General features: G+C 62.4%; 14 protein-coding genes and 1 pseudogene. 4 read left to right on the forward strand and 11 right to left on the reverse strand.

Going from position 1 to position 15,480, the window contains the following annotated elements:
- Nucleotide 1 precedes the first annotated feature (1 nt).
- On the reverse strand, nt 2-913 hold the full coding sequence (locus C6558_RS16720; RefSeq protein WP_025425051.1) for a DMT family transporter: 912 nt from the start codon (nt 911-913) through the stop codon (nt 2-4).
- A 109-nt stretch (nt 914-1,022) separates the two neighbouring features.
- Nucleotides 1,023-2,467, reverse strand: a pseudogene (locus C6558_RS16725) (nucleobase:cation symporter-2 family protein); the annotation flags it as partial.
- 291 nt (nt 2,468-2,758) lie between these two features.
- On the opposite strand from C6558_RS16725, the gene C6558_RS16730 reads away from it, so the two are divergent.
- The gene (locus C6558_RS16730; RefSeq protein WP_128090430.1) at nt 2,759-3,220 is read left to right on the forward strand and encodes a hypothetical protein; all 462 of its coding nucleotides are present in this window, start codon (nt 2,759-2,761) and stop codon (nt 3,218-3,220) included.
- Nucleotides 3,221-3,235: 15 nt separating this feature from the next.
- On the opposite strand, the gene C6558_RS16735 is transcribed toward C6558_RS16730, so the two are convergent.
- Complete coding sequence (locus tag C6558_RS16735; RefSeq protein ID WP_025425049.1) at nt 3,236-4,147, reverse strand: LysR family transcriptional regulator; 912 nt, start codon at nt 4,145-4,147, stop codon at nt 3,236-3,238.
- 160 nt (nt 4,148-4,307) lie between these two features.
- Between C6558_RS16735 and C6558_RS16740 the strand changes: the two genes are divergently transcribed.
- Nucleotides 4,308-4,667, forward strand: coding sequence for an antibiotic biosynthesis monooxygenase (locus tag C6558_RS16740; protein WP_025425048.1), 360 nt, complete (start codon nt 4,308-4,310; stop codon nt 4,665-4,667).
- 115 nt (nt 4,668-4,782) lie between these two features.
- The gene (locus C6558_RS16745) at nt 4,783-6,003 is read left to right on the forward strand and encodes an MFS transporter (RefSeq protein ID WP_025425047.1); all 1,221 of its coding nucleotides are present in this window, start codon (nt 4,783-4,785) and stop codon (nt 6,001-6,003) included.
- A gap of 95 nt (nt 6,004-6,098) precedes the next feature.
- Here the strand turns inward: C6558_RS16745 and C6558_RS16750 are convergent, their stop codons facing one another.
- The 8 genes from C6558_RS16750 to C6558_RS16785 form a co-directional block, all read right to left on the reverse strand.
- Complete coding sequence (locus C6558_RS16750; protein WP_025425046.1) at nt 6,099-7,820, reverse strand: ABC transporter substrate-binding protein; 1,722 nt, start codon at nt 7,818-7,820, stop codon at nt 6,099-6,101.
- Nucleotides 7,821-7,898: 78 nt separating this feature from the next.
- Nucleotides 7,899-8,183, reverse strand: a complete 285-nt coding sequence (locus C6558_RS16755) for a DUF2160 domain-containing protein (protein ID WP_057218344.1) — start codon at nt 8,181-8,183, stop codon at nt 7,899-7,901.
- Between the two features lie 12 nt (nt 8,184-8,195).
- Nucleotides 8,196-9,020: a carbohydrate ABC transporter permease gene (locus C6558_RS16760; protein WP_057210833.1), complete on the reverse strand. Its 825-nt coding sequence runs from the start codon at nt 9,018-9,020 to the stop codon at nt 8,196-8,198.
- A gap of 20 nt (nt 9,021-9,040) precedes the next feature.
- Nucleotides 9,041-9,907 (reverse strand): carbohydrate ABC transporter permease, encoded by an 867-nt coding sequence (locus tag C6558_RS16765; RefSeq protein WP_025425043.1) that lies wholly within the window; start codon nt 9,905-9,907, stop codon nt 9,041-9,043.
- A 2-nt stretch (nt 9,908-9,909) separates the two neighbouring features.
- Nucleotides 9,910-10,980, reverse strand: coding sequence for an ABC transporter ATP-binding protein (locus C6558_RS16770; RefSeq protein WP_025425042.1), 1,071 nt, complete (start codon nt 10,978-10,980; stop codon nt 9,910-9,912).
- Between the two features lie 23 nt (nt 10,981-11,003).
- Nucleotides 11,004-12,074 carry an ABC transporter ATP-binding protein gene (locus C6558_RS16775; RefSeq protein WP_025425041.1) on the reverse strand — a complete coding sequence of 357 codons (1,071 nt, stop codon included), beginning with the start codon at nt 12,072-12,074 and terminating at the stop codon, nt 11,004-11,006.
- A 51-nt stretch (nt 12,075-12,125) separates the two neighbouring features.
- The gene (gene glpD, locus C6558_RS16780) at nt 12,126-13,643 is read right to left on the reverse strand and encodes a glycerol-3-phosphate dehydrogenase (protein WP_057218341.1); all 1,518 of its coding nucleotides are present in this window, start codon (nt 13,641-13,643) and stop codon (nt 12,126-12,128) included.
- A gap of 130 nt (nt 13,644-13,773) precedes the next feature.
- Nucleotides 13,774-14,538: a DeoR/GlpR family DNA-binding transcription regulator gene (locus tag C6558_RS16785; protein WP_025425039.1), complete on the reverse strand. Its 765-nt coding sequence runs from the start codon at nt 14,536-14,538 to the stop codon at nt 13,774-13,776.
- 173 nt (nt 14,539-14,711) lie between these two features.
- On the opposite strand from C6558_RS16785, the gene C6558_RS16790 reads away from it, so the two are divergent.
- Nucleotides 14,712-15,479: an SDR family NAD(P)-dependent oxidoreductase gene (locus C6558_RS16790; protein ID WP_025425038.1), complete on the forward strand. Its 768-nt coding sequence runs from the start codon at nt 14,712-14,714 to the stop codon at nt 15,477-15,479.
- Nucleotide 15,480: the final 1 nt, after the last annotated feature.

The raw sequence follows: 15,480 nt of genomic DNA on the forward strand, positions 1-15,480 counted from the left end.
ACTAGCCGCGATCGGCAAGGGCCGGCCCGGCCCGGCGCGCCGGGATGGTCATGGCTGCGACGCCGATGACGACGCAGGCAAGGCCGATCCAGATCGTGTCCGACAATCTTTCTCCGAGAAAGAGAACGCCGATGGTGACCCCGACGGGAACGCGCAGGTAGGCTTGCGCGGTAGCGCCGACCGAACCGAGCGTCTGGATCAGCCGGAAATAGATGGCGAAGGCCAGCGCCGTCGAGAACACCGCCAAGCAGACGAGCGCGATCACCGACTGAGCGGAAGGGGCAAGCGTCCATGGCTGGTCGATGACAAGGCTTGCGGGGATGAGAAGCACGGCACCTGCAAGGAGCGAGCCTGCGGCCGGAACCATCGGGTCGAGGCCCCTGAAGCTCTTTCCGAAGATGGCGGCGCCGGCGTAGCAGACGGTTGCGAAGACCACGGCAAGCTGGGCCAGCAGCTGGTCACCCAGGCCGCCGAAGGCTTCAACGCCGATGATCAGGCTGATGCCGGCCATGCCGGCCACGACGCCGATCAGCTTTCTTGTCGATGCCGGCTCGTGGCGGGTGATCAGCGCCGTCAGCAGGAAGGCGAAGATGGGGGTGGCGGCGTTGAGGATCGAGGCGACGCCGGCGTCGATCGTCTGCTCTGCCCAGGCGATCAGGGTAAACGGGAAGACGCTGTTGAGGCAGGCCTGGAACAGGAAGCGCTTCCATGTGGCTGCGTCGCGCGGCAGCTTGATGCCGCGAAAGCGGAGGACGGCGAGCAGGATGGTGCCGGCGATCAGCGTGCGGGCGGCAATCAGCGTCACCGGGGGAATGGTTTCGACGCCGATCTTGATGAAGGTATAGGATGCGCCCCAAAGCGTTGCGAGAAGAGCGAGCAGCAGAAGCTCGAGGGTGAGGTTGGTCTTGGCCATCGTCGTCGAATCCTTCGGGGCGTTTTCGTTGTCCTCTTTCTACCGTGCCGACACCTGTCGATGCTTCGTTGGCGATCGAAGTGTCGGGGCTTTTTGGAACGGCCTGCCGGGCAGAGCGTTCGACGCTCAATCCGTTGAAGAAGGCGTTGAGCACCACTGCCGAGATCGAGGCGAGCACGATGCCCGATTCGATGATCGGGTGGATCGCATGCGGCATCCACATCAGGAAGTTCGGCGCGATCAGCGGGATCAGGCCGAAACCGACCGAGACGGCAACGACGAACAGGTTGTTGCGCGATGACTTGAAGTCGACGGTCGACAGGATGCGCACGCCGGTGGCTGCCACCATGCCGAACATCACCAGGCCGGCGCCGCCGAGCACGAAGGTTGGAACCGCCTCGACCAGCGCGCCCATCTTCGGGATCAGGCCGAGCACGATCATGATCACGCCGCCCATGACGCAGACATAACGGCTCTTCACGCCGGTGACGCCGACGAGACCGACATTCTGCGAGAAGCTGGTGTAGGGGAAGGTATTGAACAGGCCGCCGATCATCGTGCCGATGCCGTCGACGCGAAGGCCGGCCGTCAGCTGCTGCTGCGAGACTTCCTTGTTGGTTATTTCGCCCAGCGCCAGGAACATGCCTGTCGATTCGATCATGACGACGATCATCACCAGCGACATGGTGGCGATCAGCACCGGATCGAAAATCGGCATGCCGAAACGCAACGGCGTGACGACCGCGAACCAGCCGGCATCCGCAACCCGGTCGAAATGCATCATGCCAAGGCTCGCTGCAAAGACGCAGCCGATGACGATGCCGGTCAGAACCGCAATGTTGCTGATCAGCCCGCGGCCGTAGCGCGCGACCACGAGGATGGAGATGAGCACGAAGGCGGCAAGTACCACATGGCTCAGTTCGGCATAAGCAGGGTTCGGCACCGTTGCGCCAAGCACGACGCCGTCGGGAACGGCCGGGCCGCCTGTCGTGGCGAGCTTCTTCAGCTCGGCCAGCCATTCGGCGTGGGTCGGATCGACCAGCTTCGGTGCCGTCGGTCCGAAGGGATTGCCGAAGATCCAGTTGACGCCGACGCGCATCAAGGTCACGCCGATCACCAGAATGATGGTGCCGGTGACGATCGGCGGGAAGAAACGCAACAGCCGCCCCATGATCGGGGCGAGCAGCAGCGCGACCAACCCGGCGCCGATAATGGCGCCGAAGATCAGTCGGGCGCCCTCCTGTCCGGGCGTCATCGTTGCCATCGACACCATCGGGCCGACGGAAGCGAAGGTCACGCCCATCATCACGGGAAGACGGATGCCGACGCTCCGGGTAATGCCGAGAGACTGGATGATGGTGACGAGGCCACAGACGAAAAGATCGGCGGAAATCAGGAAAGCGACGTCCTGAGGGCTGAGCTGCAGGGCCCGGCCAACAATCAGCGGAACCGCGACGGCGCCACCGTACATGACAAGGACATGCTGAATCCCGAGGGTCGCGAGCTTGCCGATTGGCTCTCGTCCACCGGGTGTATGCTGGATGCGTCGCTCATGGTTACTCCTCCCATCACGTCGACCAGTCCGCTTCCCCCGTCCTCCAACAGGGGGCCCCATCCTCCAACAGGGTAAAGGGTATCTTTGGTGCCGAGACAGAGTGCCGCAAGTGCAACCGTGGAGTAAACACTTTCGGGAATCCGGGGGGAGTGGGCAAAGGGAATGCTGCACCGAAGGCACCGCGGAAAAAGACGCCAACGGATGCAACGTTGCCGCAATGCAGCGCAGGCAGTGTGCACTGGCGTCGAGGCGAAGGCTCGCCTCCGCCGGTGTCCATGGGATTGCAGCATATGAGATTTTCGTCGCCTGCTGGCACGTTTCGCCGTTTGGTCGGCGCATTGATTGCCGTCGCCATTGTTCTGTGGCCGTTTGCCGCCAACGCCGAAACCGAAGATTTTCCGGGGCAGTGGCGACAGATGGTGTCGAACGCCGGCACCTGCGGAACCTGCTGGCTGGCGATCAAGCAGCACGGGCCTATCCTGAAGGTGTCTTCCAACAACGGCTGGTTTGCCTTTGCCCATGCGGACCTGAAGACGGGCTCCACGACTGCGGCCGGCATCGGCCGATGGAGCGAGAACGTCAGCGGCCACTATGGTGGCAAGCCGTTCGATGTCCGCTTCGTCATCGTCGACAAGCAGCTCTACCTCGACATGATCGTGCTGATGGACGATGGCACGAAACAGGCAATCAGAGCGATTTTCGACAAGGATCGGCCGGGCAAAACCGCGCGCCGCGTGATGGCGAAATCGTAGTGCGGCCGCTATCGGTCAAGCCGAGCCCGATGACGCACCACTGGTCGGGAAGAGATTGGCAGCCATGAAGTCGACGAAGACGCGCAGTTTCGGCGCGAGATGCCGGCTGGACGGCCACAGGATCCGGTAGGTGCCGTAGCGGCGCAGCTGGTTATCGAGAACCGATACGAGTGTTCCCTCGCGCATCTGCCGTCTGATCGTGAAGTTGGGAAGGCAGGCGATACCGAGCCCTTCCTCGGCCATATGGATCAGCGGCTCCAGGGCATTGGAGACGGCCGTTACCGGCACATCGACGTTGGCTTCGGCGCCGTCCTGCACCAGCGGCCAGGGCTCGAGCTTGCCCGTCGAGGGAAAGCGATGGTGCAGGCAGTGGTGTTGTTCGAGATCCGCAGGCGCCTCCGGCTTCCCATGTCTTTCGAAGTAGTCGGGTGATGCGACGAGATAGGGGTGAAACGTGCCAAGCTGACGCGTCATCAGCCTGGAGTCGCCGATTTCCCCGCTGCGCACGACCGCGTCGAACCCCTCCTCGATAACGTCGACCATGCGGTCGGAGAAATCGAGATCGATCTCGACCTCCGGATAGGCGCGCATGAAGGCCGTCAGCGTCGGCATCAGCAGCATGCCGGCCATGGGCAGGCTGACGCGCAGCTTGCCGCGCGGAGCCTCCTGGCTCTGAACCAGTTCGGCCTCGGCCGCTTCGATTTCGCAAAAAATCCGCCGGCAGCGTTCGAGAAACAGCGTGCCTTCCGGGGTCAACGTGACGCTGCGGGTGCTGCGATGAAAGAGGCGAACGCTCAACCGCTCCTCCAGCCGGGCAATCGCCTTGCCGACGGCGGAGGGTGAAACGCCGAGCTGGGTTGCGGCCTCCGTAAAGCTGCGGAAGTCCGCCGCCTGCACGAAAGCATTGAGTGCACCAAGGCTGTCCATCCGCCGTCCTCATCCGTTTCGGGAATTGTGGATATTTTTGTCCGATATCTTCGGAGCTGTAGCGTATTTTTCTCTGATTGGAAGCTCGTCATAGTCCGCCCGTCCGACAAACGCGCGTTCGTGACGTGCGAAAACATCGTCGGCGACAGAAGGAGAAAACATGCAGCAGGCACTTGTGGCGGGTTTCCATAGGGATCCGGAACCGACCGTCTTCATCGTCAATGTCATCCACGCCCACCCGGGCAAGCAGGAGGAAGCGTTCCGGCTGATCCAGGACGTCGTGAACTATGTGGCCGAGCGCAAGGAGGGCTTTCTCTGGAGCAACCTCTCCAAGAGCACCGACGGCCAGACGGTGGTCAATATCGAAGCGATAGCCGGCGAAGGAAACGTCGAGGAGTTCTTCACCGACGCGGTCTTCCTGGAAAAGTTCAGGGCGCTGAATTCGGTCTCAACCTGCGAGTTTCACACCTATCGCGTCGATGACATCGTGCTGCCCAAGCGCGCCGTAACCGCAGCTTAGGCACAAACGAGATCGCCGCCCGCTTCGGCCGGCGGCGAACACCTGGCACGCGCTTCCATTCCGCTATTGCCGTCAAGAGAGACGTCACTGGCGATCATCCTGAAAGACACTATCCATGCAATCCACCGACTGCGCGCTTCCGGCTCCGCAGGAAGCAGCATCCACGCCCGTCGTTGTCGCCGGGGCCGGGCTGCCGCTTGCGGCGCTGCTTGCGCTTGCGACCGCCGGCTTCATCACCATCCTCACGGAGGCGTCGCCGGCCGGCCTGTTGCTGCAGATCAGCGCCGATCTCGACGTCTCTCAGTCCCTGGCCGGGCAGATGGTGACGATCTATGCGATCGGCTCGCTGGTCGCGGCCATCCCGCTCGTGGCGCTGACGAAGACCTGGCGTCGGCGGCCGCTGCTGATCACGGCGATCTCGGGATTTGCCGTCGTCAACACGGTCACAGCGCTCTCGACCGACTATGTCGTGACGATGGCGGCGCGTTTCCTTGCCGGCGTCTTTGCCGGGCTGTTGTGGGCACTGGCCGCCGGCTACGCCAGCCGCATGGTACCGCCGCAGCAGCAGGGGCGGGCGATCACCGTTGCCATGCTCGGTGCTCCGGTGGCGCTTTCGATAGGCATTCCCGCCGGCACCCTGCTTGGCGCTATGGCCGGCTGGCGCCTGACCTTCGGCCTCCTGAGCATCATGGCGGCCCTGCTCGTCGGCTGGGTTTTATGGTCGCTTCCCAACTCTCCGGGGCAGCGCGCCGAACGACGCCTGGCGCTTTCGTCGGTGTTCCGGCTGCCCGGGATCCGACCCATTCTGTTCGTGATGTTTGCCGTCGTTTTCGCCCATAACATCCTCTACACCTACATCGTGCCGTTCCTGGAACCGTCAGGGCTTGATGCGCGGGCTGACACGGTACTTCTTGTCTTTGGCATCGCCTCGCTCGTTGTCATTCCGATCATCGGCGCCCTTGTCGATAGGCATCTGCGTTTGCTGGTGCTGGCGAGCATGATGCTCTTTGCGGCAGCGTCACTGCTGCTTGCCGTCTGGGGCGAGCAGTCGGCCGCGATCTATATCGGCGTTGTCGCCTGGGGTCTCGCCTTCGGCGGTGCAGCGACGCTGTTTCAGACCGCCTCCGCAAAGGCGGCCGGGACGGAAGCGGATGCGGCGCAGTCGATGATCGTCACGGCCTGGAACGCGGCGATGGCCGGCGGCGGCTTGGCCGGCGGCGTGCTGCTCGACAGTGTCGGCGCAGCGATCTTTCCAGCGGTCCTGCTGGCGATCCTGCTGCAGGCCCCGGCCGTGGCATGGGCTAGCCGGCATGGATTTCCGTCCCGCTCCGGCTGACAGGCATGAAAAAACCGGGGCCGTTGCCGACCCCGGTGCCGCATCTCCTGATCTTCGGCCGCCCGTTTGCACGGGCGGCCGTCGTCTTGGGCTTGTTACTGCTGCCAGCTTTTGACCAGTTCGTCGTAATTGACGGTCATCGGCTTTTCTTTTTCGTTCTCGATCTTCAGCTGCGGAGCGAGGTTGCCGGCCTTGACGGCTTCAGCGTTCCAGTATTCGAGGTCGTGTTCCTCGGCGAGCTTCGGACCGATCTCGCCCTGGATACCGGCGCGTTCGAGGCGCTGAAGCACCTTCTCCTGCTCGGCGCACAGCGAGTCCATCGCTTCCTGCGGTGTCTTGGCGCCAGAGGAGGCGTCACCGATGGCCTGCCACCAGAGCTGAGCCAGCTTCGGATAATCAGGAACGTTGGTGCCCGTCGGCGACCACTGCACGCGGGCCGGCGAACGATAGAACTCGATCAGACCGCCGAGTTCCGGCGCACGTTTGGTGAAGCTCTCGTGCTGGATCGAGGATTCGCGGGTGAGCGTCAGGCCGACATGGCTCTTCTTCACGTCCACAGTCTTCGACGTCACGAACTGCGCATAGAGCCATGCGGCCTTGGCGCGGTCTTCCGGGGTCGACTTCATCAGCGTCCAGGAACCCACGTCCTGGTAGCCGAGCTTCATGCCGTCCTTCCAGTAGACGCCATGCGGCGAGGGGGCCATGCGCCACTTCGGCGTGCCATCCTCGTTGACAACAGGCAGGCCCTTCTTGACGGCATCGGCGGTGAACGCCGTGTACCAGAAGATCTGCTGAGCGACGGCACCCTGGGCGGGGACCGGGCCCGATTCGGAGAAGGTCATGCCCTGGGCTTCCGGCGGCGCATAGGCCTTCAGCCAATCGAGGTATTTGGCGATCGAGTAGACCGCGGCCGGGCCGTTGGTGTCGCCGCCACGGGCGACGCACGAGCCGACCGGCTGGGATTTCTCGTTGACTTTGATGCCCCATTCGTCGACCGGCAGGCCGTTCGGGATGCCCTTGTCGCCGTTGCCGGCCATCGACAGCCACGCGTCGGTGAAGCGCCAGCCGAGCGACGGGTCCTTCTTGCCGTAGTCCATGTGGCCATAGACTTTCTTGCCGTCGATCTCACGGCCGGTGAAGAATTCGGCGATGTCCTCATAGGCAGACCAGTTGACGGGAACGCCGAGGTCGTAGCCGTACTTCGCCTTGAAGTCCGCCTTGTTCTTCTCGTCGTTGAACCAGTCGTAGCGGAACCAGTAGAGGTTGGCGAACTGCTGGTCGGGAAGCTGGTAGAGCTTCTTGTCCGGAGCGGTGGTGAACGACGTGCCGATGAAGTCGGCGATGTCGAGGCCGGGATTGGTGACGTCCTTGCCTTCGTTGGCCATCCAGTCGGTGAGGTTGCGCACCTGCTGGTAGCGCCAATGGGTGCCGATCAGGTCGCTGTCGTTGACATAGGCGTCGTAGATGTTCTCGCCGGACTGCATCTGCGTCTGCAGCTTTTCGACGACGTCGCCTTCACCGATCAGGTCGTGGGTGATCTTGATGCCGGTGATCGCGGTGAAGGCGGAAGCCAGCACCTTGGATTCGTATTCATGCGTGGTCAGCGTTTCGGAAACGACCTTGATGTCCATGCCGGCAAACGGCTTGGCGGCATCGATGAACCATTGCATTTCCGCTTCCTGGCCGGCGCGGTCGAGCGTGGAGAGATCGCCGACTTCCTTGTCGAGGAACTGTTTTGCCTCGTCCATGCCGGCGAATGCCGTGCCGGTAAGAGCCAGCAGCACTGCCGCTGTCGTCGTGAAAAGGTGCCGTCGCATAATTTCCTCCCTTTGGGTTTTGCGATTGCGTTCATTGCAGTGTCGGAAGGCCCTCCCGGACCTGCCATTTCGATCGCCTCAGACGTGGCGAAAGACGCCGACGGCATAGACGACGGAGAGCGCCAGCGCCCACCAGAGGTCCTGTCCGCCGCCGAAGCCGAGCCATGCGAGGTGAATGAAGGCGCTGCCGAGCAGCGAGACGAAGAGCCGGTCACCTCGGGTCGTTTCGAAGCGCAGGATGCCGACGCGCGGGTTGCCGCCCGGCGAGACATATTCCCACACGCCCATGCCGATGAGCAGCAGCGCGATGGTGATGAAGAACAACGCCGTCGGCAGCGTCCATGCCATCCATGAGAAATTCATCACGAAGCTCCTTTAGACGCGGCCCAGGGCAAAGCCCTTGGCGATGTAGTTGCGCACGAAATAGATGACGAGCGCGCCGGGGATGATGGTCAGCACGCCGGCCGCGGCCAGAACGCCCCAGTCGAGGCCGGAGGCGGACACGGTCCGGGTCATGATGGCGGCGATCGGCTTTGCCGCGGTTGTCGTCAGCGTGCGGGCCAGCAGCAGCTCGACCCAGGAGAACATGAAGCAGAAGAAGGCCGCGACACCGATGCCGGAGGCAATCAGCGGCGTGAAGATCTTCACGAAGAAGCGCGGGAACGAATAGCCGTCGATATAGGCGGTTTCGTCGATCTCCTTCGGCACGCCCGACATGAAGCCTTCCAGGATCCAGACCGCCAGCGGCACGTTGAACAGGCAGTGGGCAAGCGCCACGGCAATGTGCGTATCGATCAGGCCGAAGGCCGAATAGAGCTGGAAGAACGGCAGGGCGAAAACGGCCGGCGGCGCCATGCGGTTGGTCAAGAGCCAGAAGAACAGGTGCTTGTCGCCAAGGAAGCGATAACGAGAGAAGGCGTAGGCTGCAGGCAGGGCGGCTGCCACCGAGATCACCGTGTTCATGACGACATAGATGATCGAGTTGATATAGCCCTTGTACCAGGACGGATCGGTGAAGATCACCGTATAGTTCCGCAGGGTCGGGTTCTGCGGCCACAGCGAAAACGTGCTGAGGATCTCGCTCGTCTCCTTGAAGCTCATGTTGACGAGCCAGTAGATCGGCAGCAGCAGAAACAGGATATAGACCGTCGGGATCAGCCAGGAGAGGCGTTGCGACAGGGGTTGTGTTGTAGCGGTCATGGTTTTTCCTCCCTTCCGGCTCAGCTCTGCGCGTCGCTTGTGGTCATCACGGTGTAGAAGATCCACGAGAGCAGCAGGACGATGAGGAAGTAGATGATCGACAGGGCTGCCGCCGGACCGAGGTCGAACTGGCCGATGGCCATCTTGACGAGGTCGATCGACAGGAAGGTGGTCGAGTTGCCGGGGCCGCCGCCGGTGACGACGAAGGGCTCGGTATAGATCATGAATGAGTCCATGAAACGCAGCAGGAAGGCGATCAGGAGCACGCGCTTCATCTTCGGCAACTGGATGTAGCGGAAGACGGACCAGCGCGATGCGCCGTCGATCTTGGCGGCCTGGTAGTAGGCGTCGGGGATCGAGACGAGACCGGCATAGCACAGAAGTACGACGAGGCTCGTCCAGTGCCAGACGTCCATGACGATCAGCGTCACCCAGGCGTCCATGGGGTTTTGTACATAGTTGTAGTTGATGCCCAACGCTTCCAGCGTGTGGCCGAGCAGGCCGATGTCGACGCGGCCGAAGACCTGCCAGATGGTGCCGACGACGTTCCACGGGATCAAAAGCGGCAGTGCCATCAGGACGAGGCAGACCGGAACGCCGAGGCCCTTCTTGGGCATGTTGAGCGCAATGATGATGCCGAGCGGAATTTCGATGGCGAGGATGATCGCCGAGAAGATCAGGTTGCGGGTGAGCGCGTCCCAGAACCGGTCTGAGGTCAGCACGTCGACATACCAGTCGGTGCCGGCCCAGAAGAACTCGTTGTTGCCGAAGGTGTCCTGAACCGAGTAGTTGACCACGGTCATCAGCGGGATCACCGCCGAGAAGGCGACGAGCACCAGCACCGGCAGAACCATGAACCAGGCTTTGTTGTTCCAGGTCTTTTCCATGATCAGGCCTCCCCGCCGACGCGCCAGGAATCGGCGTAGATGTTGATGGCCTTCTGGTCGAAGGCGATGCGCGGCTCGGCCGGAATGGCGCCGTCCTCGTCGAGGATGATCGAGATCGGCTGGTCGGCGAAGCGGGCGCGCACGATCTTGTGGCGGCCGATATCCTCGACCTTGGTGATCGCAACCGGCATGCCCTCGCGACCGATCGACACGAATTCCGGGCGAATGCCGAGTTCGGTCTTGGCGCCGGCCTTGATCTCGGGCCGGAAGTTGAGAGCGATGGTCTCGCTGCCGATCGTCGCGGTGCTGCCGTCGATCCTGGCCGGCAGCACGTTCATGCCCGGCGAACCGATGAAGTAGCCGACGAAGGTATGGCGCGGCCGCTCGAAAAGCTCGGCCGGCGTGCCGATCTGCACGATCTGGCCGTCATACATGACGACGACCTTGTCGGCGAAGGTGAGCGCCTCGGTCTGGTCGTGGGTGACATAGACCATGGTGAAGCCGAACTGCTTGTGCAGGCGCTTGATCTGCGAGCGCAGCACCCATTTCATTTCCGGGTCGATGACGGTCAGCGGCTCGTCGAACAGGATGGCGCTGACGTCGGAGCGCACCAGGCCGCGGCCAAGCGAGATCTTCTGCTTCTGGTCGGCCGTCAGCCCTTGCGCCTTTTTGCCCGCCCAGCCGCCAAGGCCGATCATCTCGATGATCTCCTTGACGCGGCGATCGACCTCGGTCTCCGGCACATGCCGGTTGCGCAGGGGAAAGGCGAGATTGTCGTAGACGGTCATCGTGTCGTAGATGACCGGGAACTGGAACACCTGGGCGATGTTGCGGTCCTGCGTGGACAGGTGCGTCACGTCCTTGCCGTCGAAGAGGATGCGTCCCTCGGACGGATTGATCAGGCCCGAGATGATGTTGAGCAGCGTGGTCTTGCCGCAACCGGACGGACCGAGCAGCGCGTAGGCGCCGCCATCGTTCCATTTGTGGTGCACTTCCTTGAGCGCGTAGTCGTTTTCCGACTTCGGCTTGGCGCCATAGGCGTGGCGGATATGTTCGAGATCGATGCGTGCCATTTTCGTTTCCTCCCAGCGCCTCCTCAGGCGGTTCCGCCGATCGCGCGCCCATCCGGCCCGAAGACCATCAGGTGGCGGATATCGACGAAAACCTCGAGGGTTGCGTCCGGTTCGATGTCGTGAATGCCCGGCGCCAGCATGACCCAGCGCGCGCCGGAAAATCCGACGTGGATGAAGCTTTCGGAACCTGCGATTTCCGAGATTGCCGTCTTTACCGTCAGCGGCGTCGCGCCGTCGAAGGGACGGTCGAACGACAGATGGTGCGGCTGGAAGGCGACCGTGCAGGGGCCGTCCGGCAACGCCGACAGATGGGCGGGAACCGACAGCACGTGTTTGCCGTCAAAGGTGAAGATCGAGCCTGATTTGATGAGCTCGATCGTGTTCAGCGGCGGATCGGCGAAGGTGCGTGCCGTCACCAGGTCCACCGGGCGACGGAAGACGTTGATGGTCTTGCCGAACTGGGTGATCCGGCCCTGGCTAAGCGTAGCGGTGTTGCCGCCGAGAAGCAGAGCTTCGGAAGGTTCGGTGGTCGCATAGACGAAGATCGCGCCGGAGGCTGCGAAGAGCTTCGGCAGTTCCTCGCGCAGTTCTTCGCGCAGCTTGTAGTCGAGGTTGGCGAGCGGTTCGTCGAGCAGCACGAGATCGGCATTCTTGACGATGGCGCGCGCCAGCGCCGTCCGCTGCTGCTGGCCGCCGGAAAGGCTGAGCGGCGTCCGGTCGAGATAGGGCGTGAGCTTGAGCAGTTCGGCGGCCTTGCGCACTTCGCGGTCGATCGTGGCTGCGTCCGAACCCTTGATGCGCATCGGCGAGGCGATGTTGTCATAGACGGTCATCGACGGGTAGTTGATGAACTGCTGGTAGACCATCGCTACGGAGCGCTTCTGCACCGGCAGGCCGGTGACGTCGGTGCCGTCGAAGATCAGCGAGCCGGAGGCAGGCTTGTCGAGGCCGGCCATCAGCCGCATCAGCGACGTCTTGCCGGAAAGGGTCGGGCCGAGCAGCACATTGAGCGACCCCCTTTCCAGCACAAGATCGGTCGGGAGGATATGCGTCTCCCCACCCACGACCTTGGATATCTTCTTCATTTCAAGCATTGAATTCTCCGGTGTTCCACCCAGCCATCGGCAGTCTTGAATGCGGGGCCCTCAGGCGGCGGCGTGCGCCGCGCCCCGCATGTATTCCTCCAGCGCCGTCGCCTCGCCGGACGTCAGCTTCAATCCCAGTTTGGTGCGCCGCCACAGCACGTCCTCGGCGTGCCGGGCCCATTCCTGCTCGATCAGCCACTTCACTTCCGCCTCATAGAGGTCGGCGCCGAAATGATGGCCAAGGGCTGCTTCATTCGCTGCCGCTCCAATGAGCGCGGACGCGCGCGTGCCGTAGAGGCGTACCAGCCGACGCACATGGCCGGCGGCAAGGAAGGGATACTTCTTGTGAAGTTTTGCGACTTCGTCGGCGTAGCCCTTGGCCGGGAAGTCCCCGCCCGGCAGGCTTGAGCCGGCGGTCCACTTGGCACCCTTGACGCCGATGGCATCGCCGATCTTCTCGAGCGCGGATTCGCTCAGGCGGCGATAGGTCGTCAGCTTGCCGCCGAAAACGTTGAGGAGCGGGGCCGCGGCCCTGTCGCCTTCGACGCGAAGAACGTAGTCGCGGGTTGCTTCCTGCGCCTTGCTGGCGCCGTCGTCGAACAGCGGGCGAACGGCGGAATAGGTCCAGACGATGTCGTCCTTTTCTATCGGCTCGAGGAAATACTCGCTCGCGGCCTTGCAGAGGTAGTCGACCTCGGCGTCGCTGATGCGGACGTCGGCCGGGTTGCCGGTATAGTCGCGATCGGTGGTGCCGATCAGCGTGAAATCGTCCTCATAGGGGATGGCGAACATGATCCGGCCATCCGGATTCTGGAAGAAATAGGCGCGGGGGTCGTTGAACTTCTTGCGGACGACGATGTGGCTGCCCTGGACCAGGCGCACATTGTGAACGTCGTTCTTGCCGAGCGCGCCTGATAGTACCGCATCGACCCAAGGGCCTGCGGCATTGACCAGCATGCGCGCTCGGATCTGCCGACGTTCGCCGGTCGCGGCATTTTCCGTGTCGACCACCCAGTTGCCGTTGTCGCGCTTTGCCGAGATCACCCGGGTGCGCGCCATGATCCGGGCGCCGCGGTCGGCGGCATCGCGGGCATTGAGCACGACCAGTCGGGCATCGTTGACCCAACCGTCGGAATATTCGAAAGCCTTGGTAAAGAGCCGCTTCAGCGGCTTTCCGGCCGGATCGCGCGTCATGTCGAGCGTGGCCGTTGCCGGCAGCAGCTTGCGGCCGCCAATATGGTCGTAAAGAAACAGGCCGAGGCGGATGAGCCAGGCCGGGCGCGGGCCGCCCTTATGATAGGGAAGGACGAAGCGCATCGGCCAGATGACGTGCGGTGCCATTGCCCAGAGCACTTCGCGCTCCATCAGCGCCTCGCGCACCAGGCGGAACTCATAATGTTCGAGATAGCGCAGGCCGCCGTGGATGAGCTTGGTCGAGCCGGACGACGTGCCGGAGGCAAAGTCGTTCATTTCAGCGAGCGCGACGAAGTATCCCCGACCGACCGCATCACGCGCAATGCCGCATCCGTTGATGCCGCCGCCGATAATGAAGACGTCGAAGATTGCCTGCTCTGCCACTGCTTTTCCCCTCCCACGTTTCGCAATGCACAAATTGATGCAGTCGCGAAAGCGAAATCAGTTAAAGCGAAAAGATATCGAATGTCAAACGAATGTTGTTCGAATCTCAGGACAGTCTAAAAAACGATCTTCAAGCCTCGGTTTCGATCAGGCGAACGTCCTGCTCTGCGCAGATTTTCCGCACGTTATCAATGAGACAGCGATCGGTGATGAAGGTCTGAACCTGGGAGATATGGCCGATGCGGACCGGGGCCGTTCTTTCGAATTTTGTCGAGTCGGAAACGAGGATGACATGGCGGGCATTGGCGATGATCGCCTGGGCGACTTTCACTTCGCGAAAATCGAAATCGAGCAGCGCGCCGTCATGGTCGATGGCCGAGGCGCCGATGACGGCGAAGTCGACCTTGAACTGCTTGATGAAATCGACCGCAGCCTCGCCGACGATACCGCCGTCGGAGCCGCGAACGACGCCGCCGGTGATAACCACCTCGATCGAGGGAAAGACGCGCAAGTGGTTGGCGACGTTGATATTGTTGGTGATGACCATCAATTCCTTGTGGTCGAGAAGTGCTTCGCCGACCGCTTCCGTCGTCGTGCCGATGTTGATGAACAGCGAGGCGTTGTCGGGGATGAGGGCGGCGGCCGCCCTGCCGATCGCCTGCTTCTCCGGTGCGGCGATCTGGCGGCGGGCATCGTATTTGACGTTTTCCTTGCCGCTCGGGAAGATCGCGCCGCCGTGAATCCGGTTCAGGATCTTGGCGTCGCAGAGGTCGTTCAGGTCCTTGCGGATGGTTTGCGGCGTCACCGAAAAGCGCTGCGCCAGCTCCTCGACGAGCACGCGTCCTTCGTTCTTCGCCAGTTCCAGGATTTCCGCCTGCCGCCCCGTCAGATACATTCCGAAACCTCCCGTTTTCGTTTTTTTTCATAATATGCAAAAACGAAAGCTGTGCAATTTCAGAAATCGGCGTTTGTCGCGAATCTGCTTTCGTCGTCGGCTATGTCGATTGCGCGCGTTGCAATCGCCTCGGCGATAGGCGACTTTGGCAATGACGGGAAGAGGGAAAAGACATGTTTCATCCGGCCTTGTTCAAGGGCATGAATGTGGTGGTGACCGGTGGCGGACGCGGCATCGGCCTTGAGGTGGCGCGCCAGTTCCTCGATTGCGGCGCGCGTGTCTTCGTGCATGCCGGGCGATCGGTCGGGGAACTGCCGGATTTTCTGGAGACGGCAGCGACCGAGGGCCGGGCGCATGTGGCTGCAGCCGACTTCCTGGCGGATGGCGGCGTCGAGGCTTTGGCGGAGGCGATCCGCAGCCGATTCGACAGCGTCGATATCCTTGTCAACAATGCCGGCACGATGGTTGGCCGCTTTCCGGCGGCGGAACTGACGGACGAACAGTATCGCACCGTCGTTCAGCTCAACCAGACCTCGGTGGTCGAGATGACACGCGCCATGTTGCCGCTTCTTCGCAAAGGCACGCATCCGGCGATCGTCAACACCGTGTCGATTTCGGCGCTGACCGGCGGCAGCGCCGGCTCCTCGATCTATTCGGCAACCAAGGCGTTCGTCTCCACCTATTCCAAGGCGCTGGCGCGCGAACTGGCCCCGGAAGGCATAAGGGTCAATTGCGTTTCGCCCGGCACCATCACGACAGAGTTTCACGAGCGTTACTCGTCGCCGGAGAAACTGGAGGCAACGCGCAAGACAATCCCGATCGGCAGGCTCGGAACCGCCGAAGACTGCGCGCCGGCCTATCTCTTCCTCGCCTCCCATGCGCTTGCCGGCTACATCACGGGCCAAGTGCTGGAGGTCAACGGCGGCCAGTTGATCGCTTGAG

The sequence above is a fragment of the Ensifer sp. NM-2 genome, from assembly GCF_003024455.1.
In the GTDB taxonomy this organism is placed as follows: Bacteria; Pseudomonadota; Alphaproteobacteria; order Rhizobiales; family Rhizobiaceae; genus Ensifer; species Ensifer canadensis.